Consider the following 23,028-nt stretch of genomic DNA (forward strand, 5'->3'; position numbering starts at 1 on the left):
CTAGCGGAGACCTGAAACTGGATAAAATCACTTCACTGATGCCGTACTACGACGAGCATGACCAGGAGCGTTGGGTTCCGGAACTTCCCGGCAATCCGGAACGCGCCGCGTTCGAGCGTGACAGGGCCCGGGTGCTGCACAGCGCCGCCCTGCGCAGGCTGGCCGCGAAGACGCAGGTGGTGGGGCCCGGCGAGACCCTGGGCGGCGGCCAGCACATCCCGCGCACCCGCCTGACGCACTCGCTCGAATGCGCCCAGGTGGGCAGGGAGATGGGCGCCACCCTGGGCGTCGACCCCGACCTGGTGGAGACCGCCTGCCTGGCCCACGACCTGGGGCATCCGCCGTTCGGGCACAACGGCGAGATGGCGCTCAACGCGCTGTCGGCCTCGTGCGGCGGTTTCGAGGGCAACGCGCAGAGCCTGCGCCTGCTCACCCGCCTGGAGGCCAAGGTGCTCACCGAGGACGGCCGCAGCGCCGGCCTCAACCTGACGCGCGCCGCGCTCGACGCCTCCATCAAGTACCCGTGGACCCGCGACAAGTCGCCCAAGTTCGGGGTGTACGACGACGACCTGCCGGTGTTCGAGTGGATCAGGGAGGGCGCGCCGGAGGGGCGGGTGAGCTTCGAGGCGCAGATCATGGACTGGGCCGACGACGTCGCCTACTCGGTGCACGACCTGGAGGACGCCCTGCACTCCGGCCACGTCACCCCCGAGGCGCTGCAGTCGCCGGTCGAGCGCGCCCAGGTGTGCGAGACCACCCGCACCTGGTACGCCCCCGGCGCCGACCTCAACGAGCTGGAGGAGGTCTTCGCCAAGCTGATCGCCGACCCGCTGTGGCCGCGCCGCTTCGAGGCGACCATGGCGGACCTGGCCGGGCTCAAGGCGCTCACCAGCGGCCTCATCGGCCGCTTCTGCCGCTCGGCGCAGGCCGCCACCAAGGAGGTGTACGGCTCCCGCCACCGCGCCGACCTCGTCGTGCCGCACGCCACGAGGCTGGAGTGCGCGCTGCTCAAGGGCGTCACCGCGCACTACGTGATGACCACCGCCGACCACCACGCCAACCAGGCCAGGCAGCGCGACCTCATCACCGAGCTGGCCTCCCTGATCACGCTCGGCGCGCCGGACACGCTGGAGCCCGCCTTCCGCCCGGCGTTCCTGGAGGCCGCGAACGACGCCGCCCGCGTCCGCGTGGTGATCGACCAGATCGCCTCGCTCACCGACACCTCGGCGGTCGCCTGGCACCGCCGGCTCTCCCGCTGACCAAGAGCGGGCGCCGCGGGCCGTCCCGCTGATCAGGAGTACTCAGGCCCTCCCGCTGACCAAGAGTTCGTCAACGGGCCAGGTCGCTCGGCACAACCCGCTTTCCCGACGACCCCGGCGGGCGCATACTGCGCCCATGGCCACATATGTGATCGTCGGAGCCGGGCTCGCCGGCGCGAAGGCGGCCCAGACGCTGCGCGAGGAGGGCTTCGACGGCGAGATCGTGCTGATCGGCGCGGAGACCGAACGGCCCTACGAGCGACCGCCGCTGTCCAAGGGATACCTTCAGGGCAGCAGCGAACGCGAGGAGATCTTCGTCCACGAGCCCGGCTGGTACGCCGACAACGACGTGGATCTCCGGCTCGGCATCAGGGTCACCCGCATCGAGCCGGCTCATCACCTGGTCAGACTGGGGGACGGGTCGCGCCAGCCGTACGACAAGCTGCTCATCGCGACCGGCGCCGTGCCCAGGCGGCTGCCGGGGCCCGCGTACTACCTGCGCACGGTGGAGGACAGCGAGGCGCTGAAGCGCCGCTTCGCCGGCGGCGCGAACGTGCTGGTCGTCGGCGCGTCCTGGATCGGGCTGGAGACGGCGGCGGCGGCGCGCACGGCCGGCTGCCAGGTCACGGTGGTCGAGCCCGAGCCGACCGCGCTCAACCGGGCGCTCGGCCACGAGCTGGGCGAGCTGTTCGCCCGCCTGCACGCGAGCAAGGGCGTGGAGTTGCGCTTCGGCACGGCCGCCGCGGAGATCACCGAGACCGGCGTGCGGCTCAGCTCGGGCGAGCGGCTCAGCGCCGACCTGGTCGTGGTCGGCATCGGCGCCGCGCCGGAGGTCGGGCTGGCCCGCGACGCGGGCCTCGACGTCGGCCAGGGCATCCTCACCGACGCCTCGCTGCGCACCTCGCACCCCGACGTGTACGCGGCGGGCGACGTCGCGGAGTTCCACCACCCGGTGTACGGCCGCCGCATCCGCGTCGAGCACTGGGCCAACGCCCTGCATGGCGGCCCGGTCGCCGCGCGGTCGATGCTCGGCCAGGAGGTCGTCCACGACCGGCTGCCGTACTTCTACACCGACCAGTACGAGCTGGGCATGGAGTTCTCCGGCGACATCGAGGGCCACGACGAGATCGTCTACCGGGGCGACCCGGAGAGCCTGGAGTTCGTGGCCTACTGGCTGCGCGACCGCCGCGTGGTCGCCGGCATGAACGTCAACGTCTGGGACGTCGTGGACGACATCCAGGAGCTCATCAGGTCGGGGGTCACCGTCCATCCAAAGGAGCTGTCGTCGGGGTGAGGGTGACGACCTCGTCGTCGTCCTTCTTGGGGCTCTTCTGGGGCCGCGGGGTCTTGCTGGCCTGCGGCGGGTCCTGCTGCTGCCGGACCGCGCCGCCGCACTGCACGGTGCACTGCGGCGTCTCGCCCAGCTTGCCGCGCAGCTTCAGCGTCTCCTCGCGGGGCGACAGCGTGCGGTTGCCCTCCTGCCAGGCGTCGAGGTAGTCCCACGGCTTGACCATGCCCCGGCGCACCCACCAGAAGGCCGGGCCGGTCTTCCACGAGATCGCGAAGTAGAGGTTGGGGCCGGCGTCGCGGGCGTTGCCGCTGCGGCCCACCTTGCCGAGGACCTGGCCGCCCTTGACGCGCGTGCCGGGCTTGATGCCGTCGGCCACCGAGTCGAGGTGCCCGCCGAGGTAGCGCACGCCGTCGTCGCCGATGATCGTGACGAACTTTCCCTCGCGGGTGGCGCCCGCGTCGGTGGACGGCGACCACCGGTCCTGGACGTTCACCTCGTCCACGACGCCGCCTATGGGAGCCACGAACGCGCAGCCCTGCGGCGCCCAGATCGTCGTCTTGGGCAGCACGAGCAGCTTGCGCTGGTACTCGGTCTTACATCCCTTCACCGGGAAGGTGTAGGTGTACTTCGACAGCTTCGGCGGCGGCACCTTGACCGGCTCGCCGCCCTGGGGCGGCTGCTCGGCGGCCATGTGCTCCGGCGTGGGAGCCGTCGCCGCCGGCGTGGCGCCGGCCGACGGCGGCGGTGTGGTGGGCGACGTGGCGCCGACCCCCGCCAGCCCGGTGGCCTGGGTGCAGGCACCGGTCAACAGCACAGCGCCCGTGACGGCCGCCCATCGTCCGACAAGCCCCGATCGCATGATCTCCACCCGTGTCACCGTTTCCACCGACAACCTTTACCTTTGTAGCCGACCCGGGGACCCCGCATCACCGGTTTCCCCCTTTAGCAGCCGGGAGGTAACTCTCGCCTACCTCCCCGCCCCGCCGCTCCAGGACACCCCGCGCGGGGCGGAACCGTCGGTGGGGCGGAATAGACTTCCCGGCGTGGCTGGCCGGATCCGTGATGTCGACATCGCCCTCGTACGCGAGCGCTCCCCCATCGCCGACGTGATCGGCGAGCACATCCAGTTGCGCAACGCCGGAGGCGGCAACCTCAAGGGCTTGTGCCCCTTCCACGACGAGAAGACGCCGTCGTTCAACGTCACGCCCGAGCGCGGCATGTACTTCTGCTTCGGCTGCTCCGAGGGCGGCGACGTGATCACGTTCGTCGAGAAGATCGAGCACCTGTCGTTCAGCGAGGCGGTCGAGCGGCTGGCGCAGCGGGCCGGCATCCAGCTGCAGTACGAGCAGGGCGGCTACGTGCCGCGGCGCGACCACGGCGAGCGGGCCCGGCTGATCGAGGCGCACCGGGCGGCGGCGGAGTTCTACGCCGACAAGCTCATGGGGCCCGACGCGGCGCCGGGGCGGCGGTTCCTGTCGGAGCGCGGGTTCGAGCGGGCCGACGCCGAGACGTTCGGGGTGGGCTACGCGCCCAACGAGTGGGAGGCGCTGAGCCGCCACCTGATGGGGCGCGGGTTCACGGCCGACGAGCTGGTGAAGGGCGGGCTGGCCAAGGAGGGCCGGCGGGGGCCGATCGACCGGTTCCGTGGGCGGCTGATCTGGCCGATCCGGGATGCGACGGGCGATGTGATCGGTTTCGGCGCACGGAAGCTGCTCGATTCCGATGACGGGCCGAAATACCTGAATACCCCTGACACGCCGCTTTACAAGAAGAGCCAGGTGCTCTACGGGATCGATCTCGCCAAACGCGAGATCTCCAAGCGCGCGCAGGCCGTGATCGTCGAGGGATACACCGACGTGATGGCCTGCCATCTCGCCGGCGTGCCCACCGCCGTGGCCACGTGCGGCACCTCGTTCGGCGAGGAGCACATCAAGATCCTGCGGCGCTTCCTGCTCGACCAGGCCGAGTTCCGGGGCGAGGTGATCTTCACCTTCGACGGCGACGCGGCCGGGCAGAAGGCGGCGCTGCGGGCGTTTGCCGACGAGCAGAAGTTCGTCACGCAGACCTACGTCGCGGTGCAGAGCGACGGGCTCGACCCGTGCGACCTGCGCATCAAGCAGGGCGACGCCGCCGTGCGCGACCTGATCGCCAGCCGCGAGCCGCTGTTCCAGTTCGCGATCAGGAGCACGATCTCCCGCTACGACCTGCGCAGCAACGAAGGCAAGATCGCCGCGCTCGACGCGGCGGCGCCGATCGTGGCCGGCATCAAGGACGTCGGCCTGCGCAAGCGTTACGCCATCGACCTCGACCGGTGGCTCGGCTTCATGGACGAGCGGTTCGTCATGCAGCGCATCGCCGAGGTGGCCGGCGCCCAGCAGGGCCGCCAGCAGCGCGCGCCCAAGGCGGCGCCGGTCGATCCGAGCGTCCGGGTGGAGCGCGAGCTGCTCAAGCTGGCCGTGCAGCGCCCCGCCCTGCTCGGGCCGCGTTTCGACGCGCTCGACCCGCAGGCGTTCACCGCGCCCGACCACGTGCTGCTGCACCGGGTCATCGTGGCCGCGGGAGGGGTCGCGCAGGCGGGGGCGGGCGGCCGCGAGTGGGTCGACCTGCTGGTGCAGCACGCCCACGAGGAGGGCGCGCGGGCGCTGGTGACCCGCTTCGCGGTGGAGCCCATCCAGGTCGACGCGCACGCCGAGGAGCGCTACGCCGGCGACATCCTGACCGCCGCCGAGGCGATGCCGCTCGACCGGGCGATCGCGCAGGTCAAGTCGCGCATCCAGCGGCTCAATCCGGTGGAGCAGCAGCAGGAGTACAACAAGCTGTTCGGGGAGCTGGTGGCGCTGGAGCAGCAGCGCCGGGTGCTGCGTAACCGGGTCGCGGGCGGTAGTTGAATCCGGAAATTTCGGCAAATGATGTCCGCATAAGTCCTGGATAAAGCCGGGGCGGCCCGCCGTGACCGTGGGTGAGCGGCGGGCGGGCTCCAGAGGCGCGGCCACCGGCGTGCGCAGGCAAGATCGAAAGGTCGCGGGCGGTGCGGCTCGCCCGCGCCCGCGGGCCTGGCAAGGCCGACGATCACTCTCGGTCGGTAACAGTTCTGCAGCGATCACAAGCGGCATACCCGAGTGGTTGACCAGGGAATTTGGCGCGGTCCACGATGTGACAAAGAGGGCGGACAACGGCTTCCGGGCAGCGGGAAAGTTGCGTCCGGCCCATCGGCGCCGCCGGACGCGTGAATGCAGATCGCGTAATTGGCTTTACTATCCTGATCAAACTCGGGCTAAACCTTTTGGCGATCTCAATTCGGCAAAGACGATCGTCTTACCTTCGGTGACAAAAATGGGTCTGCCATTTGACGGAACCAATACTGCAGACTGTCTCCCGTGGGTGCATCGGTGCTGCCAAGTGGACCGCCATCCGTAGATCAGGTGGCGGACCTCGTCGCGAAGGGAAGGGAGCGCGGGAGCGTAACCGTCGATGACGTCGCAGCCGCGCTTGACCGATCCGAGTTGCCGTCCGACGCGCTGGAGCGCGTCGTGCGCATGCTCGCCGAGAACGGCGTGGAGGTCCTCGAGCCCCAGGGCGACGAGGAATCCACCCGCGCCGATGAGGAAGACGTAGGCAAGCGGGCGCCGACCAGCGATCTGGTCCGTATTTATCTGCGGGAGATCGGCCGTGTGCCTTTGCTGACCGCTGAGGAGGAGGTGGAGCTCGCCAAGTCGATCGAGGCCGGCCTGTTCGCGGAGGACAAGCTGGCCAACGGTGTCTCGCGTCTGGCCTTCCCGGAGTTCAGGGAGCTCGTCTGGCAGGGCACCCGGGCCAAACAGCGGCTGATCGAAGCCAACCTCAGGCTCGTGGTGTCGATCGCCAAGCGGTACGTGGGCCGCGGCATGCTGTTCCTGGACCTGATCCAGGAGGGCAACCTCGGGCTCATCCGGGCGGTCGAGAAGTTCGACTACACGAAGGGTTACAAGTTCTCCACCTACGCGACCTGGTGGATCAGGCAGGCGATCACCCGGGCGATCGCCGACCAGGCGCGGACGATCCGCATCCCGGTTCACATGGTGGAGACGATCAACAAGCTCGTCAGGGTGCAGCGCCAGCTCCACCAGGACCTCGGCCGCGAGCCGATCCCCGAGGAGATCGCCAAGGAGATGGACCTCCCTGTCGATCGCGTGGTGGAGATCCAGCGCATCGCCCAGGAGCCCGTCTCGCTGCAGTCGCCGATCGGTGAGGAGGACTCCGACCTCGGAGACTTCATCGAGGACGCCGACGCTGTCGTGCCCATGGAGGCCGCCGCCTTCATCATGCTGCAGGACCAGCTCGACGACATCCTCGCCACGCTGTCCGACCGCGAGCAGCGCATCATCCAGCTCCGCTTCGGCCTGGCCGACGGGCACCCGCGCACGCTGGAGGAGGTGGGCAGAGAGTTCGGCGTGACGCGCGAGCGCATTCGCCAGATCGAGTCGAAGACGCTGGCCAAGCTCCGCCACCCGACGCGCGCGCAGATGTTGCGGGACTACCTGGACTGACCTGCGCCCAAGGGGACGGCCCGCGCGGGCCGTCCCCTTCGAGCTGTCATGAGCGGTCTGTCACGAGCGGCCCTGGCATGAGCGGTCTGTCATGAGGGGCCCTGTCACGAACAGCCCTCGAACTGCGGCACCGCCACGATGCCGCGCTTCAGCCACGCAGCCCCGAACCACTTGCGCAGCAGCTTCTGCGCCGTCCCGTCCTGGTACATCGCCGTGATCGCCCGATTCACCGCCTCGCAGCCCGGCACGTCGCCCTTGGCCAGGCCGACGCCCGTGCGCTGCTCGTTGAACAGCGCGTTGGCCAGCCGCAGCCCCGACCCGTCGCGGGCGGCCAGCCCGGCCAGGATCACGTCGTTGGTGGTGACCGCGTCCACCTGCTTGTCCTTCAGCGCGGTCAGGCAGCGGTTGTAGTCGGGGAACGGCACGAGCTGCGCCTTCACCCCCCGCTCGGCCACGACCCGCTGGGCCGCGTTCGAGCCCTGCACCTCGCAGATCCGGCGGCCCTCCAGATCGCGCACGTTAGCGATCTTCTCGTCGGGCCGGATCAGGATGTCCTGGTAGGAGATGTGGTACGGCCCCGCGAACAGCACCCGGCGCTTGCGCTCCTGGTCGATCGTGAACGTGGCCACCACCATGTCGGCCCGCCCGTCCATGAGCACCTTCTCCCGGTCGGCCGCCAGCACGCCGAGGAAGGAGACGCTCTTGCCCAGCCGCGCCGCCAGATAGCGGGCCACGTCGACGTCGAACCCCTCGTACGTGCCGTCCGGCTTGCGGAACCCGACCGACGGCAGGTCGGACCGCACCCCGATGACCAGCTCGTCCTTGTCCACGATCGACTCGGGGCGGTTGAGCCCGCAGCCCGCGACCGCCGTGGAGGCCAGGACCAGCAACGCCGCCAGCACCCGCTTCACCGGTACTCCCTCAGTCGTGGCCACACGCCGGCGACCATCAGCACGCCGATCGCGCCGATGGCGAACGGCAGCAGCCGCCACAGGTTGTCCAGGGCGCTCTCACCGCCGCGGATCGAGCGCTCGAACACCTTCTGGTGCGTGCCCGCCAGCTCCGTCAGCGCCCGGTCGTAGGCGTCGAACGCCGTCTTGACCGGCCCCAGCCGCTCGGCGACCGCCTCGTTGGTGCTGCCGCTCGTGACGAGGTCACGGAAGGCCCTGTCGGCCGCCTGGAAGCGCCGGTACTCGCGGGCCACCACTTCGCCCTGCCTGCCGACCAGCTCGGGCCCGAGCAGGCCGAGGTAGCCGGTCGTGTGGCCGGCCACCGCCGTGTGGTACTCGGGCAGGCTCCCGGCCTCCGTGTACATGACCGACAGCGACCGGTCGAGGAACGTGTGCTGGTAGGTGTCGGCCCGCTCCTTGTCCAGCAGGTAGCGGCTCTGGTCGCCCTGCATGCTGTTGCTGATCGCGCGCGCCTTGGCCAGCGTCAGCACCGAGTCGAACCCGGCCACCTTGGCCGTGCGCAGGTGCGCCTCGTCCCGCCCGAGCGCGCTCGTCCCGAAGAGCAGCGCCGCCGCCGTCGTCACGGTCGCGACCAGCAGCGCGGGCCCGAACACGCGGCGGAAGCGCCGCGCGAGGAACACCTGCAGCCACACCAGGCAGGCCAGCGCCACCAGCCCGGCCAGCACGACCGCGGCGCGGGCCAGCGGCGCCAGGACGCCCTGGGAGTCGTAGGTGGCGCGCACGATCGTGCCGCTCTCCAGCGTCAGGTTGTAGGCCTGCGGCAGCAGCACGACGCGCATCAGGTCGGTGGCCTCGCGGTAGGTGCGCACCACGTTGTCCGGGGGCGGGCCCGGCGGGTGCGCGGCCTGCTCGTTCAGCAGCAGCGCCCGCCCGGCCAGCTGCTCGTAGCGGCCGAGCCCGTCGAGCACCGACTGCACGGTGTTGCGCTCGGCCGGGTTGTCGCCCGACAGCTCGAACGCCTGCAGCAGCGTCCTGTTGGCCTCGGCCCGCTGCCGCTCGTACCTGGCCAGCGCGTCGCGGCGCTGCTCGGGATAGGCGTCGCCCATCACGAGCACGTTCGCCACCTGCGCGTCCATGTCGCTCAGCGCCAGGTAGAGCCCGGCGGTCGCGACCACCTGCGGGCCCGCGTCGCGGCCGATGACCCGCAGACCCTCGCGGGCGCTGATGGTGCCGGCCGCGAGCGCGGCGAAGAGCAGGGCGAGCGAGGCGGCGGTGATGCCGGAGATGACCCGGATCCTGCCGGGCACGCTGCGCCGGACCGGCGCCGGCGCCGCCGTGACCGGCACCGGGGCGTTGCCCGGCGCGGGCCGCACCATGGTCACGGCGTGCCCTCCCTGATCGTGATGACGGTCCAGGCGCCCAGGTGGATCCGGTCGCCGGGGCCGACCCTGACCGGCACGTTCAGCTTGAGCGTCTTGCCGTTGACCTGCGTGCCGTTCGACGAGCCCGGATCCACCAGCATCCACGTGCCGTCCGGCTGGGCCAGCAGCACGGCGTGCAGGTGCGAGACGCCCGGGTCCTCGGGCGGGCCGGACAGGTCGATCTCCGGCTGCAGGTTCCTGGCACGGCTGCGCCGCCCGATGCGTACCTGCTCGCCGACCAGCGGAAACGAGCGCTCGGGGCAGTACGGAGGGAACGCCATCGCGGCCGCGTCGGGACCGCCCTCGGCGATCACCTTCTCGTAGTACGTGCGGTCGGCGGCGGTCACGGCCTCCCACCGCGCCCCCGTCACGGGCGCCACGGTCACGGGAGCGCTGCCGCTGAAGTCGTGGCCGCACACCTCGCAGAACTGCCCGGCGCGCGGCGTCTGGCAGACGGGGCACCCCTCGGCGGGCGCCGCCGCGGGCGCCGGAGGCTGCGCGGGAGCCTGGGGGACCGCGGCCAGTTGCGTGCCGCAGACGTCGCAGTAGTCGTCGGCGCCCGACTGGTGCCCCTGCGGGCAGGTCGCCATCAGCTTCCTTCCTTACGCAGCCGGCTCGTCCGCACGGAGCCGGTGTCCAGCTCGATCTCGTCGGCCTTGTCCACGTTCCTGCGCAGCCGCGCCGTGCCCGTGACCGGGTCCACCTCGACCACCTTCTCCAGCAGCCTGGCCGTGTCCTCCCGGCCCGACTCCTCGGCGAGCTTGCGCGCCTTGGCCAGGCGCGCGGTGGCGGTGTCGATGTCGCCCTGGGCGCGCAGGCTGAGCCCGTCCTGGATCAGCTCGTGCAGCTCGGCCTGCCCCGTGTAGTGGGCGACCTTCCGGTTGATGCGGGTGGACTGCGCCAGGTCGTCGGTCCACTGGGCCAGCACGTTGCCGCTGGCCACGACCTCCTGGGTGTCGGGCCGCACCAGCTTCACCCAGCCGGCCCTGATCTCCTGCCCGATCTGCCCGGGCGGCACCTCGACGCAGACGTGGTACTCGCGCTCCTCCGCGCCCCACGAGCCCGTCGGGTAGTCGCCGGTCAGCGGGTTGACGTCGGTGCGCTTGCCGGTCAGGTCGAGCAGCGTGGGGGAGACCTGCTTGACGAACTTCAGCCGCGCCGTCTGCGGCACCCACACCCGCAGCGACAGCTCGGCCACGGTCTTGCTCATCGAGGTCTGCGTGAGCCGGCGGAAGAACTCCGGCAGATCCCCCTGGTCGCGCACGAAGTCGAACGTGCCGAGCATCGCCTCGGCCACCTTGCGCAGCTCGGCCGGCGCCCAGTCGTCGCCGACGCCCAGGCTGTCGCAGACGAACTTGCCGCTCCAGCCGGCCAGCACCGAGGCGAACACCTCCGGCCGCTCGTTGTTCTGGCCGTCGGTCATGAGGATCGCGTGCCGGATCGCCGACGGGTGCGCGGTCAGCAGGTGCCCGGCCAGCTTGAGCCACTCGCCGATCGCGGTGCCGCCGTGCGCGCTCAGCCGGCTGATCGCCCGCTCGGCCTCCGCCCTGGTCGCGGGGCTGGCCCGGACCAGGTTCGCGTGGCCGCCCGGGTAGACCACCTGGGCCCGCTCCGTGCCGGCCACCACGGCGAAGTGCACGCCGTCGCGCAGCGTGCGTACGGCCGTCGCCGCCGCCTGCCGGGCCTCGCGGATCTTGCTCCCGCTCATCGAGCCCGACGTGTCAATGATGATCACCTCGGCCGCCTCGGCGGGCACGGCCTGGGTGACCGGCGCCCCGGCCGAGCCGATCGTGAGGATGGCGTGCACCTCGCGGCCGTCAAGAGGGAGGTACTTGTTCTGGTCGATGGTCAGCGTGAAAGCGGGCTGGTCACCCATGCGCTTCTCCTAGGGGGATCAAGGCGATCGTCACGTTGTCCTGGCCGCCGCTGCTCAGCGCGTGGCGCAGCATCTCGCGGGCCAGCTCAAGAGGGGTCCCCGTCGTGGGGAAGTCGTAGCCGTCCAGGTAGCGCCACAGGCCGTCGCTGCAGATCAGCAGCAGGCCCGTCGTGCCCGGGGGCAGCGTGCGGACGTGCGGGCCCGCGTCGTCGGCGTCGGCGCCGAGCCACGCGGTGATCTCGCCGGTCTCGACCGCGTCGTCCTCGGTGAGCGGCGTGCCCGACGGCAGCAGGTACGCCCGCGTGTCGCCGGCCCAGCCGATCGTGACCCCGCCGTCCCGGCCCGCCACGGCCGCGATGTAGGTGCAGGCGGGCGCGTCGTCCAGCGAGGTCGCCAGCTTGGCCACGGCCCGCCCGGCCAGCTCGAACGCCTCCTCGTGCGGCACCCCCCTGGCCAGCGCCGCAGAGGCGGTCTCGACGGCCACGGCGGACGCCTCGTCGGCCCGCGGCGAGCTGCCGACGCCGTCGCAGACCACGGTCACGACCGCGCCGTCCGGCGTCTCCAGCAGCGCCACCGCGTCTTCGTTGCGGCTGCGCCGCAGCCCCCTGTCCGTCACCGCCACGGCGCCCGCCCGGTCGAGCACGATCTCGGCGTGGTCCCTGCCGGTCGGCTGGCGGGCGCCGCACCGCTCGCAGTACCCCTCCGCGTCCACCGCCGCCGCGCCGCAGGAGGCGCAGGCCGGCGCGCCCAGGGCGTGGCCGCACGCCTCGCAGTAGCTGTCTCCGGCCAGCACCGGCGCCTCGCACACCGGGCACCCGCCCGCGCTCCCCGTCACAGCCACGTCCTCGGTCGTACGGCGTTCGCCCGGTCGATCAGCGCGTGGCGCTCCGCCCGGGAGTCGGCCACCACGGCCAGCCTGCGGTAGAGGGACTCCAGCCGCCTGCGCAGCCCCGTCTCGGTGAACGGCGCCCCGCCCAGCCGTACGCCCTTGGGCGGTGGATTGCTCTCCAGCCAGGTCAGCGCCCCGCCCAGCACCTCAGCCACGAGCAGGTCGCGGCGGCGCGGGTCGAGGTCGGTCAGGTTCGACACCCGGTCGACCGCGCCGGCCAGCTCGGCCGGTCCCAGCCCGCCCAGGTCGGGCCGGCGCACCACCGAGGCCGCCAGCGCCACCTGCGCCGCCACCCGGTGGACCGACGCGGCCGGCACCTGGTCCAGCACGCCCATCCGGCCCGACCTGGCCAGCCCGAACGCGGCGCTGACGTAGGAGCGGTCGGTCCGCCACACCAGGTCGTACCAGGAGGCCGCAGGCTTGCCCGCGCACTCCAGCGCGAACGCTAACGCCAGCTTGGGCGCCGTCTCGCCGGGCAGCATCGACAGGCACGCGTCGAACCGCTCCGCCGCCTGCTCCGCCCGCCCGGTCGTCAGCGCCAGCACCCCGCGGTACCAGGTCACCCGCCAGTCGCCGGGCAGCTCCCGGTCCAGCTCGTCCAGCGCGGCGGGCGTCCCCGCCGCGCCCGACTCGGCCAGCAGCCTGACCCGCATGAGCTTGGTCTCGGGCGTCGCGGGCATCGCGGCGAGCTGGTCGATCAGCTCGCGGCCCTCGCGCCCGAGCAGCCCCGCCAGCGCGCCGGCCGCCGCGTCGGCGGGGTCCACCAGCGGCACCGGCAGCGCCCGCGCCACCGCCACCGGGTCGAGCGGCCCGAACACCTCGCTGTCCGACTCCGCCAGCGCCGTCCCGACCGCCCGCCGCTCCGGCCCGAACAGCCCCGACAGCGCCGGGTACGGCACGCCGTCCTCCAGCGCGCTGACCTCCCGCAGCACGCCGACGAGCTGCTCCTCCATCTCCTCGGCGCTCTGGAACCGGTCGGCCGGGTTCGCCGCCGCCGCCCGGTGCAGCAGCCGGGTGAACGACGGGTGCCCGCAGTCCACCGGCAGCGGATTGGCCACGCCGCCCTTGGCCGGGCTCCACCCGGGGATGGACAGCGCCGCGATCGTCCTGGCCACGGTGTAGAGGTCGGTGTTCACCGACGCCGGCAGCACGTCCAGCTCGGGGGCGTGGTAGCCGACCGTCCCCCACGACGAGCCCACGGGCGAGCCGAACGGCTGCGTCGCGCCCATGTCGATGAGCTTGAGCCGCTTGCCCACCCGGATCACGTTCGCGGGCTTGAGGTCGCAGTAGACCTTCTGGTTCTCGTGCATGTACGCGAACGCGTGCAGGATCTCCCTGCCGTACATGAGGGCCTCGCGGATCGGCAGCGGGCCCTGGCGGCGCAGCTCGTGCAGCGACTGGCCGCCCACGTACTCCATGACGATGTAGCCGTGGCCGCCCGAGCGCCGGAAGTTGTGGATCTTGACGATGTTGGGGTGGTCGAGCTCCGTGAGGAACCTGCGCTCGGCCTCCGCCGCCGCGATCGCCTCCGGGTCCATGGTGTTGAGCAGGCCCTTCAGCACCACCCAGCGGCCGTCGAGGTTCTCGTCGGAGGCCAGGTAGATCCAGCCGAGCCCGCCGTGCGCCAGGCAGCCCAGCACGCGGTACTGGCCGCCCACCAGGTCGCCCTTGTCCAGCTTCGGGGTGAAGGAGAACTGGGTGCGGCAGTGCGGGCAGAACCCGTCCGTCAACCCGGGACGCCCGTCGCGGGAGCGCCCCACCGGCTTCGCGCACGCCGGGTTGGCGCAGAACCGCTTCTCCTCCGGCACCTCCGGGTTCGCCATGACGGCGGTCGCCGGGTCCCGGTAGGGGACGGACGGCAGGTCGGCGACGGTCGCCAGCACGCCGGCCCGCGACCTGCCGCTGCTCACGGGGCCGCTCATCGGCCGGCTGCCCACCGGCTGGGTCGCCACCGGCCCAGAGGGAGCCGGCGCCGACACAGAGGCCGGCACAGAGGCCGGCACAGCGGCCGGCACAGCGGCCGGCACGGGCGGCGAGGACGCCGCCGTGCCGCACAGGTCGCAGTAGCCCTCCTCGATCGTTCCCGTGCAGCCGGGCTGCGCGCAGCGGGTCATCGCTTACCTCCGGAGATCGCGCGCTGGTAGTTCTCGACGGCCGCCGCCGCCCTCGTCAGGTCGCAGGGCGCGCTCCACAGCAGAACGCGGGCCCGCTCGTACAGCTCCACGGCCGCCGGGTCCTCGGCGAGGCCCTTGCGCACCGCCATCACCTGGCAGGCGCCGAGCCGGCCGCGCAGCTCGTCGCGCCGGCCCACCAGCCCGTACAGGGCCTTCGCCGTGGCCAGCGACTGCTCGGCGGCCTGGCGGGCGCTGTCCTCCAGGGCCGCCAGCCGCTTGGCGCGCAGCACCCAGGAGTCGGCGGAGACGTCCAGGGCGTCCAGCGCGTCGGCCAACCCCTGCACCCTGCTGCGCGGCTGCGCCTGCGGCGGCAGGGCGATCTTCACGACGACCGCGCCGTGCGCCAGCCTGGCCTCGCTCTCGGCCGCCCGCACCCGGTCGAGCTCGGCCACCAGGTTCTCGCGCCGCCTGGCGTACTCGCCCTTGACCACCAGCGCCAGCTCGACCTCCGCGCGGCGGCCGGCCAGCAGGCGGGCCACCCGGTCGAGATCCTGCTCGACGGACGGGCCCAGCGGGTCCTCCACCACCGAGGCGCGGATCCGCCGCAGCTCGGCCTCGTGATCGGCGCTCTGGGCGGCGGGCTCGCCCAGCTCCCGCTCCAGCTCCCCGATCCTGCGCAGGTCGGCGTCGGCCGCGTCGAGACGGGGCAGCACCGAGCCCCACACATCGTCGATGTCGGTGAGCGCCGCCGTGACCTCGCGGAAGGCGGTGTCCATCCGCGTCACAGCCTCGTCCAGCGTCAGCCGTTCCTCGGCCTGCGGGAGCAGGGAGCGCTGCTCGACCGGCTTGGCCGCGGCCCGCAGCACCACGGACTTCCCGCCCAGCAGCTCGGTGAGCCGGGCGAGCTGGTCGGCGCCCAGCCGCGTACGCTCGGCCCTGACCTGCTCCGCCTCGCGCAGCACCGCGCGATAGGCGTCGTTCAGCGACCACAGCGCGCCCAGCGCCTCCTGGGCGGCGGCCCAGCGGCGCTCGGTCGCCCCCCGTAAGGACGCCCCCTTGATCACCTGGTAGGTGGTGTGCGATTCGAGATCGAGCAGGTCGCCCGAGATGCGGTCGCGCTCGTCGGCGCGGGCACGGAGCGCATGCTCTGCGCCTTCCCTGCTCATTGGTGGTCCCAGGCTCATCACGCTCCCCGTGAAGAGGCCCCCCGATGCCCCCGTTATACCCGCCCAACGGCGGGTTCGCGGGCTTTAGTTCCTTTGGCTCGGGGGGACCCCTGACTTGTCCCTGATTGAACCCCGGCTCGCCTGCAAACCGCTTAACGATCTCTTAGCGTTTCATGCATGGGACGGATAATTCTGATCGTCGCGGCCGTCATCGCCGCGCTCATGCTGCTCGGCCCCCTCGTGGGCGTCGCCCTCACGCTGCTCAAATGGGCACTCGTCATCGGCGCCGCCGTGCTCGGCGTCATGTTCCTGTCGAAGTGGCTGAAGAGGACATAGCTTCCTGACAGATCCCCAGTCATAGTTGGGTGATGGAAGCACGGCCCGCGGTAGACGATGCCGCGCTCGGGCGCGAGGCACTGGCCGTGCTCGAGGCCAACTGGACGGGCGCCGGCACCGTGCCCGCCCCAGGGCTCTACCCTCACCAATGGAGCTGGGACTCCGCGTTCGTCGTCATCGGCCTGGCCAGGCACCGGCCGGACCGGGCCCGCGACGAGCTGCTCAGCCTGCTGCGGGGGCAGTGGGCCACGGGGATGGTGCCGCACATCGTCTTCCACACGCGCGAGGCGTACTTCCCCGGGCCGTCCGTGTGGCGCTCCCAGGAGAACGCCGCCGCGCCGCACGTGCTCACCTCGGGCCTCACCGCGCCGCCGCTGCACGCGCTGGCGCTGTGGTGGCTCTACCGGCACACCGGCGACGCCGCGTTCGTCAGGAAGGCCTACCCGGCACTGGCCGCCCAGCACGAATACCTCGCCACCGCCCGCGACCTCGGCGGCGCCGGGCTCGCCGCGATCGTGCACCCCTGGGAGTCGGGCATGGACGACAGCCCCGCCTGGGACGCCCCGCTCGACGCGCTACCCGTCATCAGGTACGGCTACCGCAACGTCGACCTGGAGGAACGGCACCCCGACAGCGACCACGACCGCTACGTCTGGCTCGCCATGCGCTACCGCGACGCCGGCTACAGCCCCGAATACCTGCGCGACGAGCACCCGTTCGCCATCGAGGACCCGATGTTCAACGGGATCTGGCTCGCCTCCTGCCAGGCCATGGCCGAGCTGGCGCCCCTGGCGGGCGCGGACCCCGTACCGCACGCCGAGCACGCCGAGCACCTCAGGCAGGCCATGCTCGACCGCCTGTGGGACGGCTGCTTCTACGCCAGAGACCTGCGGGCCGGGCGGCTCATCCGCGTGTGCACGGTCGGCTCGTTCGGGCCGCTGCTCGACCCCGGGCTGCCCGCAGACCGGCTCCAGACCGCCGTCGAGCTGCTCGAATCGGCCAGGTTCATGGGGGCCACCGGCTATCCCGTGCCCAGCTGCGAGATCCGCGCCTCCCAGTTCGACCGCACCCGCTACTGGCGCGGCCCCTCCTGGATCAACACCAACTGGCTGCTGCGCCGCGCCGCCGCCGTCCACTCCCTCGACCACCTCGGCCAGCAGCTCACCAACGGCACCCTGCGCCTCGTCCGCCAGGCCGGGTTCCGCGAGTGCTTCGACCCCTTCGACGGGAGCGGGCGGGGATGCCGGGACTTCTCCTGGAGCGCGGCGCTCACCCTGGATCTGCTCGCGGATAACGTAGGGGAATGAGCATCTTCCGTCGCCTGCCCGCCGACGTGCGCAAATCCCTCGACACCGAGCGGGGGGAGCGGGTGCTGACCTTCGCCCAGAGCGCCGACGGCCACGTGGTGGCCACCAACCTCGCCCTCCACCTGTCCGACGGCACCCGCGTGCCGTACGAGGAGATCGACAAGGCGTCGTGGGACGAGGAGGGGGTGCGGGTGCTCACCACCGCGGGCGCCCGCCACTTCGAGCGCATCTCCGAGCCGCGCATGCTGCCCGAGACCGTACGCGAGCGCGTCAACTCCACGATCGTGGTCAACAAGCACGTCAGCCTGCCCGGCAGGGGCGGGGTGCGCCTCGTCGCCCGGCGCCGGCCCGGCGGCGACGTGCTCGGCTGGACCCTCGTCTTCGACGACGGCCTCGACCCGTCGGACCCGGGGGTACGCGCGCAGGCCGAGCAGGCGCTGGAGGGCGTGCGGCGGAGCATGGGCGTCTGAACTTCGGCCGCGAGCGGCATGAGCGGACCGGTCCCAGGCGTGCGTGCGGGGGTGTGAGGCCGGTCACGTCCATGCCGCTCCCGTACGTGCGCCGGTCAGTAGGGGATACCGCTCTCCCGGGCCTTCTGGTCCGCGACGTCCTCGTCTGGCCAGCCGGTGCCGGTCTCGGGCTGGTGCCCGTCGGAGTTGAGGAACGGGATCCGCTGCTGCAGCGTGCCCCCCACCTTCGCCCTGGCCATCCCCGCCACCTTCGAGGCCTGCGCCCCGACGATCCCGGCCACTTCCTGCACCCGGGGGTTGTCGGCGACGCGCTGCGCCGTCCGCTTGATCTGCTCGTACCGCTCGCGTCCGGCCCGGCTGCCGAGCACGTAACCAACAGCCAGACCAACAGCGAATGTCATCCGATAACGCATTTTGCACCTCCGCTGTCTCCGGGCCTACCCCGCTCGCGATGCGACACGCACTCCAGGAGTGCGCTAATCTATTCCTGCGCACAGCGAAGGGGCCGAAGAGCCCCGGCGAAGTGGGCAAACGAGTTCGATCCCGCGTAGCTCAACGGCAGAGCAGCCGGCTGTTAACCGGCAGGTTATAGGTTCGAGTCCTATCGCGGGAGCTGCAGTCAAACATGAGGTTGGCAGCTCAGGCCCTCTCACCGGTAACAGGTGGGAGGGCCTGAGTCGTTCCGGGAGCCAGTAGGAGAGCCATCACTCAGTCGGCTTGTCGGTCCCGAACACGGCATCCATGGTTTCCGCGCCGTGGACGATCACGGGTCTGATCTGGTGCCGGTAGACGGTCTGCGTCGTGTTGGGCGTCGAGTGCCCGACGAGATCGGCGATGCGTTCCACCGAGACGTCCCCGTCGCTCAGAATCGAGACGAAGGAGTGACGGAGCTCCCGTACCTTCCAGCGGTTCCCGATGCCCGCCTTCTTGGTGATCACCCGTAAGCCGCGCAGGACCCGCATGGGATCGAGCATGGTCCCGTCGTCACGGGTGAAGACGAGGCCGTATTCCTGCCATGCCTCACCGGCCGCCAGTCGTTGAGCGTTCTGGCGGACTTTATGCCGCTTGAGCTCCTCGACCACGATGGCCGGCAGGGCGAGCGCACGACGCGACTTCTTGGTCTTGGTGTCTCCACCGACCCGATCGGCGCGCAGAACCGAGATGGACGGCGGCTTCCCCTTGAGGTCTACAACCTCCCACAAGAGCTTGCGTGCCTCCTCCGGCCGGATGCCGGTGAGAAGCGCCGTGATGACGTATGCGCCGAACTTCTCTCCCTCGCAAGCCCGGAGCAGCATGACGGCCTGGTCGAGCGTGAGAGAGGTGCTAGGACGTCCCTGTTGGCCGTGTGGGGTCTCGCACAGGGCCGAGACGTTACGGCCCACGAGTTCGCGTTTCTCGGCCATGCGGATGGCGCGAGTCAGCAGGTTGTGCACCTGGACGATCGTTTTGGTGGCGAGGATCTCGGCCAGTTCGTCGAGCCAAAGATCGACGTGCTCGGCGCGGAGGTCCCTGAGCCGGTAGTTGCCGATCTTCGGTTTGATCTGGTTCTCTGCCATCGACCGGGCGTGCGTGATGGTGCCGAGACTACGACCTTTGAGCCCGTGGGCGAGGAAGTCGTCCACGGCGTCGCTGACCCGGTAGTTGGCTTTGGTCTTGATGCCTTTCTCGGCTTCCTCGCGAAGCTTCTTGACCTTGGGCGCCAGCAGTTTGACGGCTTGGGCCCGCTGATCGTCGACCGGGCGATCTTGCCACTTGCGGGGTAACACCGCAGACACCTTGCGACGGACGCGGCGGCCTGCTCCGTCGAAACCGAGAGACACGGCGGCGACCCAGGCGTTCTTGCTGGCGTCGAAGTAGAGCGAGTAATCGAGGTCCTCCTTGCTCATGCTGCCCGTCCTTCGAGGTGCGCGACGTACTCGAAGAGCGCTGCGACCGGAATACGACGGCAGCCGTCGATCTTCACCGAGCGAAGGTCTCCGCTCCGAAGCAAGGCGTAGACCTTCGTCCGGCTGATCCGAAGCTGGACGGCGACCTCCTCGGGCTTGTAGAGCAACGGCACGACCGCCGTCCCGGTGAGGCGTTGATCAGAGGTGGACATGGTGGTGACTCCGTTCGCGTTCTGAGGGTTGGTCAGGCGGCGAGCGGTGTGGACGAACTGCATGCCTGTTGGTGGGCGAGTTCTTCGCGTCCTGCTCGGGTGCGTTCGCGGGCTTGGGCCGCTGCCGTGTTGGCGAGGAGCTGGTCACCGGTCGTGTGCCAGCCGGTGCCTGCGTAGGTGAGGAATCCGATGACGAGGGTGGTTTCCTCGGTTTTGGTGTCAAGGTCTGGTTGACGCTGGAATCGCGTTGCGCCGGGGTGTCCCTCTGTCCCTGGGTGGCGGTCGTTGAGGGCGTGTGCGCGTCTGTAGGCGGCTCGTTCTTCGCGGATGGCGCCGAAGGTGATGGAGTAGCGGCGGGTCTTGGTGAGGAAGTGTCCGCCGAAGCCGAGCATATGCGCCCACCTGCGTAATCCTCTCCATTCGGGAGGATGGCCGAGTCTCCATGCGGTGGCGATCAGTCGTTCAGGATGGGTGCCGGTGGGGTTGGCGTACAGGTCGATGGTGTCGGTGGTGAGCCGCCGGGAGGTGTGGCCGGTGGCTTCGGTGCCCTTGGTGGAGTACTTGGCGAGGTAGGCGGCTACGGCCTGGTCGTCGAGCGCGTCTCCGGAGGCGGACAAGGTGATGGGCCGGACTTCGAGTTGTTCACCCCAGGTGATGTGCCAGCCGTCGTGCTGGTCGGGGTGAGCGGGGGTGGTGTAGGTGATCGTGGTGGCGGCCAGGGTGACGGCGGTGATGATGTCGTCGGTGGTGATGCCGTGCGGGGGCGGGAGGATGGCATCAGGCATGCCGGGGTCGTAGCCGTCCAGGCGGAGCAGGATGTGGAAGTGGACGGCTCCTCGGGCTTGGTATTCGGCGGCTTTGCCGTGGGCGAGCCGGATGCGGGGCAGGCCGCGCCGCCGGGCGAGCTGGTTGAGCTGTCGTTCGGCGTGTTGCTTGGTGCGTCGCCAGAGTTCTCCGGAGTGGTGGTTCCAGACGACGTGGTGGGCGTAGTCGTAGCAGTCGGGGCAGAGAGGCCGGCCGAGTTGTTCGTCGCCCGGGGGGTGCCGTTGCCAGCAAGCCAGCGGGGTTCCGTGGGGGCAGGTCGGGTTGTCGCGGCGAGCGTGGCAGGGGGCGGGGCGACAGGTGCAGTGGGTTTTGTCGCGGCAGGCGCAGTGGCGTACGTCGCGGGTGTGGACAGGGCCGAAGGAGGGCGCGGTGAGGGTGGCGAACACCGCCGGGTGGGTGCGGACGGTGTCGGGGACGGTCTTGCCTCCTGCCAGTCCGGCACGGATCAGGTGGTAGGCGTCGTGTTGGTAGGTGCTGGCGCAGGCAGGGCAGACGGTGTGGCGTCGGTTGCCGCAGGCTTTGTAGACGACGCCGTCCGGCAGCGTGGACGTGTGCCGGACGGTGAGGATTTCTCCGGTACGGAGGTCAACGGTGGCCAGGTTGCCGTGGAGCCGGACGGGTTGCGTGCAAGCTGCGGCTGATTCGACGTGGCTGAGCCAGGCGGTGTAGTCGGGACGCGTCGCGCGTTCCAGGGCCGTGCGGAGGTGCTGGCGGACTTCGTGCCGGAAGGGGTCGTGCGAGAGGCTTTCGGTGCTCGCCCCCACGCCCGGGACCGGGGAAGCGGTTCCGGGGGTGAGAGCCAGCGTCGAAGCGCTGTCGAGCTGGAGGGTCATGGGTTAGTGCTGTCCTTCCAAGGCGGGGGTGGATAGCTGCAGGACCGGCAAGGCCGGGGTGCGCTCTTGGAGGTCGCGGTTGGTGGGCATGTCGTCCTGGTGCTCGTTGCCGGGGGACGTTTCCGCAGATTGAGGTGGGATTTCCGGGGTGGGTTTCGGCGCGGTGACCTGTTCGGATGTCGCCTGAGCGGTGGGGGTGCGTGAGAGCACGAGTTTGGTGAGGGCGAGGAAGGCCAGGGCCGGTATCGCGGCGATCAACCAGCCAGTGGGATGTGGTTTGGCGACGGCGATCTGTGCTGCGACGGACAGCAGGGCCGAGGCGATGAGGACGGCCATGGGATAGGCGATGGGTTGGCCATGGCGCTTGCGGCGCCGGACTTCCAGGCCGGAGGCGGTGGGGGTGAGTTCGGAGATGATGGCGTTGGCCCAGCCGAACCAGTCGCTGGTTCCTTCGGGGCTGTTGGCCATGGTCCAGTCGTGGACGTGGGTGAAGGAGGCTGCTCCGGCCATGAGGCCGACGAGGAGCAGGATGACGAGCTGGATGGCTGTTTCCATACGTTCGGTGCGGCTACACGGTTGCGGCATGGTGGTCTCCTTGGCCGTTCTGGGTGAGGGGAACGACGGGTTGACCGCAGTCGCGGCAAGTGAACGTGGCTGTGGTAAGCAGGTTTGCGGCGACGGTGATGATGCGGTTGCAGGCGCAGGTGGCGTCTATGAAGGTGCTCGCGTGCGGCATGGGAAGGTCTGCCGGCATCATCGGCTCCCATCCGGTGACGCGCGGCCGGACTCCACACAGAGGGCAGGCTCGTGAGGCTCCGCCCCGGTTCTTGAGAGAGCGTTCGAGGTTGCGTCCGCCGTCCCAGAGGCGGGCGACGGCGAATCCGATGCCTTCGGCGGCGATGACTTGCAGGAGTCGGGCGCCGGTGCCGTTGCGGTGCTGCCGGAGTCGATGGGTGAGGTCTCCGGAGGTCCAGCCGATGTAGTGGCGGGCATGTTTGTACGGGCGGTCGAAGTGCAGCAGGTAGACGGTTCCGGTGACGGTCATGAGCTGTCACCGCCCCAGCGTTGTTGGGCGGCTTGACGGGTGATGCCGAGAGGCCGGGAGATGTCGGCCCAGGAGTAGCCGTGCTGCGCACGTAGCTGGAGGACGGCTTGGGCGATGGCGTGGTCCAGCTCGGCGACGATGCCGGACAAGTCCGCGAGGGCTTCGATGTCTCCTTCGGCGATGCGCTTGCTGTAGGCGCGGATGATGCGCTTGAGGAAGGCGGCGTAGTCAGGATTTTCGACCGGGCGACTCATGATGCGCTCCGCTTGGCGCGACGTGCACGCATGGCCTTGTCGAGCGCGGCCAGCTGCTTGCCGGTGGGCTTGCGCTTGGGCAGCGCGCGGGTGACGTCGTAGAGATAGGCGACGCGGCCACCCTTGCGCCACAAGATCTGGGCGACGGGGGCTTGTCCGCCGGGGCGCAGGCCGAGGGCGGTGAGCTGGCGTCGGGTCTTCAGGTGCTTGGGGGCCCACTTCCACGGGTAGGTGGGCAGGCCGTGCTGGCTGCCGGTGGGGTCGTAGAAGACAACCCGGGTGCCAGGAGTGGCGTTGAGCTGTTCGAGCTGCGGTATTCGGGCAGCCGACGCGGGCATAGAGTGCATGACAGTTCTGCTCCTTTGCTTGGTCGCAGGAGTGAGCTGAAAGCGGGGGCCGGAGATCTT

Annotated in this window: 23 protein-coding genes and 1 tRNA gene; 8 read left to right on the top strand and 16 right to left on the bottom strand. The window is 70.7% G+C overall.

The features are described from left to right. Positions 1-38: 38 nt before the first annotated feature. Both HCN51_RS11315 and HCN51_RS11320 read left to right on the top strand, forming a co-directional pair. Positions 39-1,259 (top strand): deoxyguanosinetriphosphate triphosphohydrolase, encoded by a 1,221-nt coding sequence (locus HCN51_RS11315; protein ID WP_168009418.1) that lies wholly within the window; start codon positions 39-41, stop codon positions 1,257-1,259. Between the two features lie 136 nt (positions 1,260-1,395). Further along, positions 1,396-2,553: an NAD(P)/FAD-dependent oxidoreductase gene (locus tag HCN51_RS11320; RefSeq protein ID WP_168009420.1), complete on the top strand. Its 1,158-nt coding sequence runs from the start codon at positions 1,396-1,398 to the stop codon at positions 2,551-2,553. Here HCN51_RS11320 and HCN51_RS11325 read toward each other — a convergent pair. After that, positions 2,519-3,364 carry a M23 family metallopeptidase gene (locus tag HCN51_RS11325; protein ID WP_346433608.1) on the bottom strand — a complete coding sequence of 282 codons (846 nt, stop codon included), beginning with the start codon at positions 3,362-3,364 and terminating at the stop codon, positions 2,519-2,521. The genes HCN51_RS11320 and HCN51_RS11325 overlap by 35 nt on opposite strands. Positions 3,365-3,593: 229 nt before the next feature. On the opposite strand from HCN51_RS11325, the gene dnaG reads away from it, so the two are divergent. After that, on the top strand, positions 3,594-5,438 hold the full coding sequence (dnaG, locus tag HCN51_RS11330) for a DNA primase (protein ID WP_168009424.1): 1,845 nt from the start codon (positions 3,594-3,596) through the stop codon (positions 5,436-5,438). 534 nt (positions 5,439-5,972) lie between these two features. Next, on the top strand, positions 5,973-7,076 hold the full coding sequence (gene rpoD / locus HCN51_RS11335) for an RNA polymerase sigma factor RpoD (protein WP_241563834.1): 1,104 nt from the start codon (positions 5,973-5,975) through the stop codon (positions 7,074-7,076). A 104-nt stretch (positions 7,077-7,180) separates the two neighbouring features. Here rpoD and HCN51_RS11340 read toward each other — a convergent pair whose 3' ends face one another. From HCN51_RS11340 to HCN51_RS11370, 7 genes are all read right to left on the bottom strand, one after another. Continuing rightward, positions 7,181-7,987, bottom strand: coding sequence for a transporter substrate-binding domain-containing protein (locus HCN51_RS11340; RefSeq protein WP_168009426.1), 807 nt, complete (start codon positions 7,985-7,987; stop codon positions 7,181-7,183). After that, positions 7,984-9,363 (bottom strand): hypothetical protein, encoded by a 1,380-nt coding sequence (locus HCN51_RS11345; RefSeq protein ID WP_168009602.1) that lies wholly within the window; start codon positions 9,361-9,363, stop codon positions 7,984-7,986. Before HCN51_RS11345 ends, HCN51_RS11340 begins: the two co-directional genes overlap by 4 nt. A gap of 2 nt (positions 9,364-9,365) precedes the next feature. Beyond that, positions 9,366-9,998: an FHA domain-containing protein gene (locus HCN51_RS11350; RefSeq protein ID WP_168009428.1), complete on the bottom strand. Its 633-nt coding sequence runs from the start codon at positions 9,996-9,998 to the stop codon at positions 9,366-9,368. After that, the gene (locus HCN51_RS11355) at positions 9,998-11,284 is read right to left on the bottom strand and encodes a vWA domain-containing protein (protein WP_168009430.1); all 1,287 of its coding nucleotides are present in this window, start codon (positions 11,282-11,284) and stop codon (positions 9,998-10,000) included. The genes HCN51_RS11350 and HCN51_RS11355 overlap by 1 nt, the downstream gene beginning before the upstream one ends. Continuing rightward, complete coding sequence (locus HCN51_RS11360; RefSeq protein WP_168009432.1) at positions 11,277-12,125, bottom strand: protein phosphatase 2C domain-containing protein; 849 nt, start codon at positions 12,123-12,125, stop codon at positions 11,277-11,279. Before HCN51_RS11360 ends, HCN51_RS11355 begins: the two co-directional genes overlap by 8 nt. Further along, on the bottom strand, positions 12,116-14,083 hold the full coding sequence (locus HCN51_RS11365; protein WP_346433609.1) for a serine/threonine-protein kinase: 1,968 nt from the start codon (positions 14,081-14,083) through the stop codon (positions 12,116-12,118). The genes HCN51_RS11360 and HCN51_RS11365 overlap by 10 nt, the downstream gene beginning before the upstream one ends. Positions 14,084-14,283: 200 nt before the next feature. Then, a complete protein-coding gene (locus HCN51_RS11370) occupies positions 14,284-15,453 on the bottom strand; it encodes a coiled-coil domain-containing protein (protein WP_168009436.1) in 1,170 nt (389 codons plus the stop codon). A gap of 177 nt (positions 15,454-15,630) precedes the next feature. On the opposite strand from HCN51_RS11370, the gene HCN51_RS11375 reads away from it, so the two are divergent. The 3 genes from HCN51_RS11375 to HCN51_RS11385 are packed head-to-tail and all read left to right on the top strand — an operon-like array spanning position 15,631 to position 17,566. Continuing rightward, complete coding sequence (locus HCN51_RS11375) at positions 15,631-15,789, top strand: hypothetical protein (RefSeq protein WP_168009438.1); 159 nt, start codon at positions 15,631-15,633, stop codon at positions 15,787-15,789. Positions 15,790-15,821: 32 nt separating this feature from the next. Next, entirely contained in the window at positions 15,822-17,096 is a 1,275-nt protein-coding gene (locus HCN51_RS11380) for an amylo-alpha-1,6-glucosidase (protein ID WP_168009440.1), read from the top strand. Next, on the top strand, positions 17,093-17,566 hold the full coding sequence (locus tag HCN51_RS11385; protein ID WP_168009442.1) for a hypothetical protein: 474 nt from the start codon (positions 17,093-17,095) through the stop codon (positions 17,564-17,566). Before HCN51_RS11380 ends, HCN51_RS11385 begins: the two co-directional genes overlap by 4 nt. Positions 17,567-17,661: 95 nt before the next feature. Here HCN51_RS11385 and HCN51_RS11390 read toward each other — a convergent pair whose 3' ends face one another. Continuing rightward, positions 17,662-17,979, bottom strand: a complete 318-nt coding sequence (locus HCN51_RS11390) for a YtxH domain-containing protein (protein WP_168009444.1) — start codon at positions 17,977-17,979, stop codon at positions 17,662-17,664. A gap of 128 nt (positions 17,980-18,107) precedes the next feature. Between HCN51_RS11390 and HCN51_RS11395 the strand changes: the two genes are divergently transcribed. Continuing rightward, positions 18,108-18,179, top strand: a tRNA-Asn gene (locus HCN51_RS11395). A gap of 91 nt (positions 18,180-18,270) precedes the next feature. Here HCN51_RS11395 and HCN51_RS11400 read toward each other — a convergent pair. Genes HCN51_RS11400 through HCN51_RS11430 form a run of 7 tightly spaced genes read right to left on the bottom strand, consistent with a single transcriptional unit; the run spans position 18,271 to position 22,968 of the window. Continuing rightward, a complete protein-coding gene (locus HCN51_RS11400; RefSeq protein WP_168009446.1) occupies positions 18,271-19,452 on the bottom strand; it encodes a tyrosine-type recombinase/integrase in 1,182 nt (393 codons plus the stop codon). Then, entirely contained in the window at positions 19,449-19,727 is a 279-nt protein-coding gene (locus HCN51_RS11405; protein ID WP_240972708.1) for a helix-turn-helix domain-containing protein, read from the bottom strand. The genes HCN51_RS11400 and HCN51_RS11405 overlap by 4 nt, the downstream gene beginning before the upstream one ends. After that, positions 19,697-21,322, bottom strand: a complete 1,626-nt coding sequence (locus tag HCN51_RS11410) for a replication initiator (RefSeq protein WP_168009448.1) — start codon at positions 21,320-21,322, stop codon at positions 19,697-19,699. Before HCN51_RS11410 ends, HCN51_RS11405 begins: the two co-directional genes overlap by 31 nt. Before the next feature lie 3 nt (positions 21,323-21,325). Further along, a complete protein-coding gene (locus tag HCN51_RS11415) occupies positions 21,326-21,877 on the bottom strand; it encodes a DUF2637 domain-containing protein (RefSeq protein ID WP_168009450.1) in 552 nt (183 codons plus the stop codon). A gap of 13 nt (positions 21,878-21,890) precedes the next feature. Then, the gene (locus HCN51_RS58070) at positions 21,891-22,367 is read right to left on the bottom strand and encodes a GIY-YIG nuclease family protein (RefSeq protein WP_206066848.1); all 477 of its coding nucleotides are present in this window, start codon (positions 22,365-22,367) and stop codon (positions 21,891-21,893) included. Further along, the gene (locus HCN51_RS11425; protein ID WP_168009452.1) at positions 22,364-22,621 is read right to left on the bottom strand and encodes a hypothetical protein; all 258 of its coding nucleotides are present in this window, start codon (positions 22,619-22,621) and stop codon (positions 22,364-22,366) included. Before HCN51_RS11425 ends, HCN51_RS58070 begins: the two co-directional genes overlap by 4 nt. Next, positions 22,618-22,968 (bottom strand): RRQRL motif-containing zinc-binding protein, encoded by a 351-nt coding sequence (locus HCN51_RS11430; RefSeq protein ID WP_168009454.1) that lies wholly within the window; start codon positions 22,966-22,968, stop codon positions 22,618-22,620. Before HCN51_RS11430 ends, HCN51_RS11425 begins: the two co-directional genes overlap by 4 nt. Positions 22,969-23,028 lie beyond the last annotated feature (60 nt).

Origin of the sequence: Nonomuraea composti (assembly GCF_012034275.1) — a bacterium.
Taxonomy (GTDB): domain Bacteria; phylum Actinomycetota; class Actinomycetes; order Streptosporangiales; family Streptosporangiaceae; genus Nonomuraea; species Nonomuraea composti.

What these genes read in the sequence shown, in the direction of transcription:
- HCN51_RS11315 (WP_168009418.1), top strand. Translation starts at nt 39, where the DNA reads ATGCCGTACTACGACGAGCATGACCAGGAGCGTTGGGTTCCGGAACTT.
- HCN51_RS11320 (WP_168009420.1), top strand. Translation starts at nt 1,396, where the DNA reads ATGGCCACATATGTGATCGTCGGAGCCGGGCTCGCCGGCGCGAAGGCG.
- HCN51_RS11345 (WP_168009602.1), bottom strand. Translation starts at nt 9,363, where the DNA reads ATGGTGCGGCCCGCGCCGGGCAACGCCCCGGTGCCGGTCACGGCGGCG.
- HCN51_RS11350 (WP_168009428.1), bottom strand. Translation starts at nt 9,998, where the DNA reads ATGGCGACCTGCCCGCAGGGGCACCAGTCGGGCGCCGACGACTACTGC.
- HCN51_RS11355 (WP_168009430.1), bottom strand. Translation starts at nt 11,284, where the DNA reads ATGGGTGACCAGCCCGCTTTCACGCTGACCATCGACCAGAACAAGTAC.
- HCN51_RS11370 (WP_168009436.1), bottom strand. Translation starts at nt 15,453, where the DNA reads ATGAGCAGGGAAGGCGCAGAGCATGCGCTCCGTGCCCGCGCCGACGAG.
- HCN51_RS11375 (WP_168009438.1), top strand. Translation starts at nt 15,631, where the DNA reads ATGGGACGGATAATTCTGATCGTCGCGGCCGTCATCGCCGCGCTCATG.
- HCN51_RS11380 (WP_168009440.1), top strand. Translation starts at nt 15,822, where the DNA reads ATGGAAGCACGGCCCGCGGTAGACGATGCCGCGCTCGGGCGCGAGGCA.
- HCN51_RS11385 (WP_168009442.1), top strand. Translation starts at nt 17,093, where the DNA reads ATGAGCATCTTCCGTCGCCTGCCCGCCGACGTGCGCAAATCCCTCGAC.
- HCN51_RS11390 (WP_168009444.1), bottom strand. Translation starts at nt 17,979, where the DNA reads ATGCGTTATCGGATGACATTCGCTGTTGGTCTGGCTGTTGGTTACGTG.
- HCN51_RS11400 (WP_168009446.1), bottom strand. Translation starts at nt 19,452, where the DNA reads ATGAGCAAGGAGGACCTCGATTACTCGCTCTACTTCGACGCCAGCAAG.
- HCN51_RS11405 (WP_240972708.1), bottom strand. Translation starts at nt 19,727, where the DNA reads ATGCAGTTCGTCCACACCGCTCGCCGCCTGACCAACCCTCAGAACGCG.
- HCN51_RS11410 (WP_168009448.1), bottom strand. Translation starts at nt 21,322, where the DNA reads ATGACCCTCCAGCTCGACAGCGCTTCGACGCTGGCTCTCACCCCCGGA.
- HCN51_RS11415 (WP_168009450.1), bottom strand. Translation starts at nt 21,877, where the DNA reads ATGGAAACAGCCATCCAGCTCGTCATCCTGCTCCTCGTCGGCCTCATG.
- HCN51_RS58070 (WP_206066848.1), bottom strand. Translation starts at nt 22,367, where the DNA reads ATGACCGTCACCGGAACCGTCTACCTGCTGCACTTCGACCGCCCGTAC.
- HCN51_RS11425 (WP_168009452.1), bottom strand. Translation starts at nt 22,621, where the DNA reads ATGAGTCGCCCGGTCGAAAATCCTGACTACGCCGCCTTCCTCAAGCGC.
- HCN51_RS11430 (WP_168009454.1), bottom strand. Translation starts at nt 22,968, where the DNA reads ATGCACTCTATGCCCGCGTCGGCTGCCCGAATACCGCAGCTCGAACAG.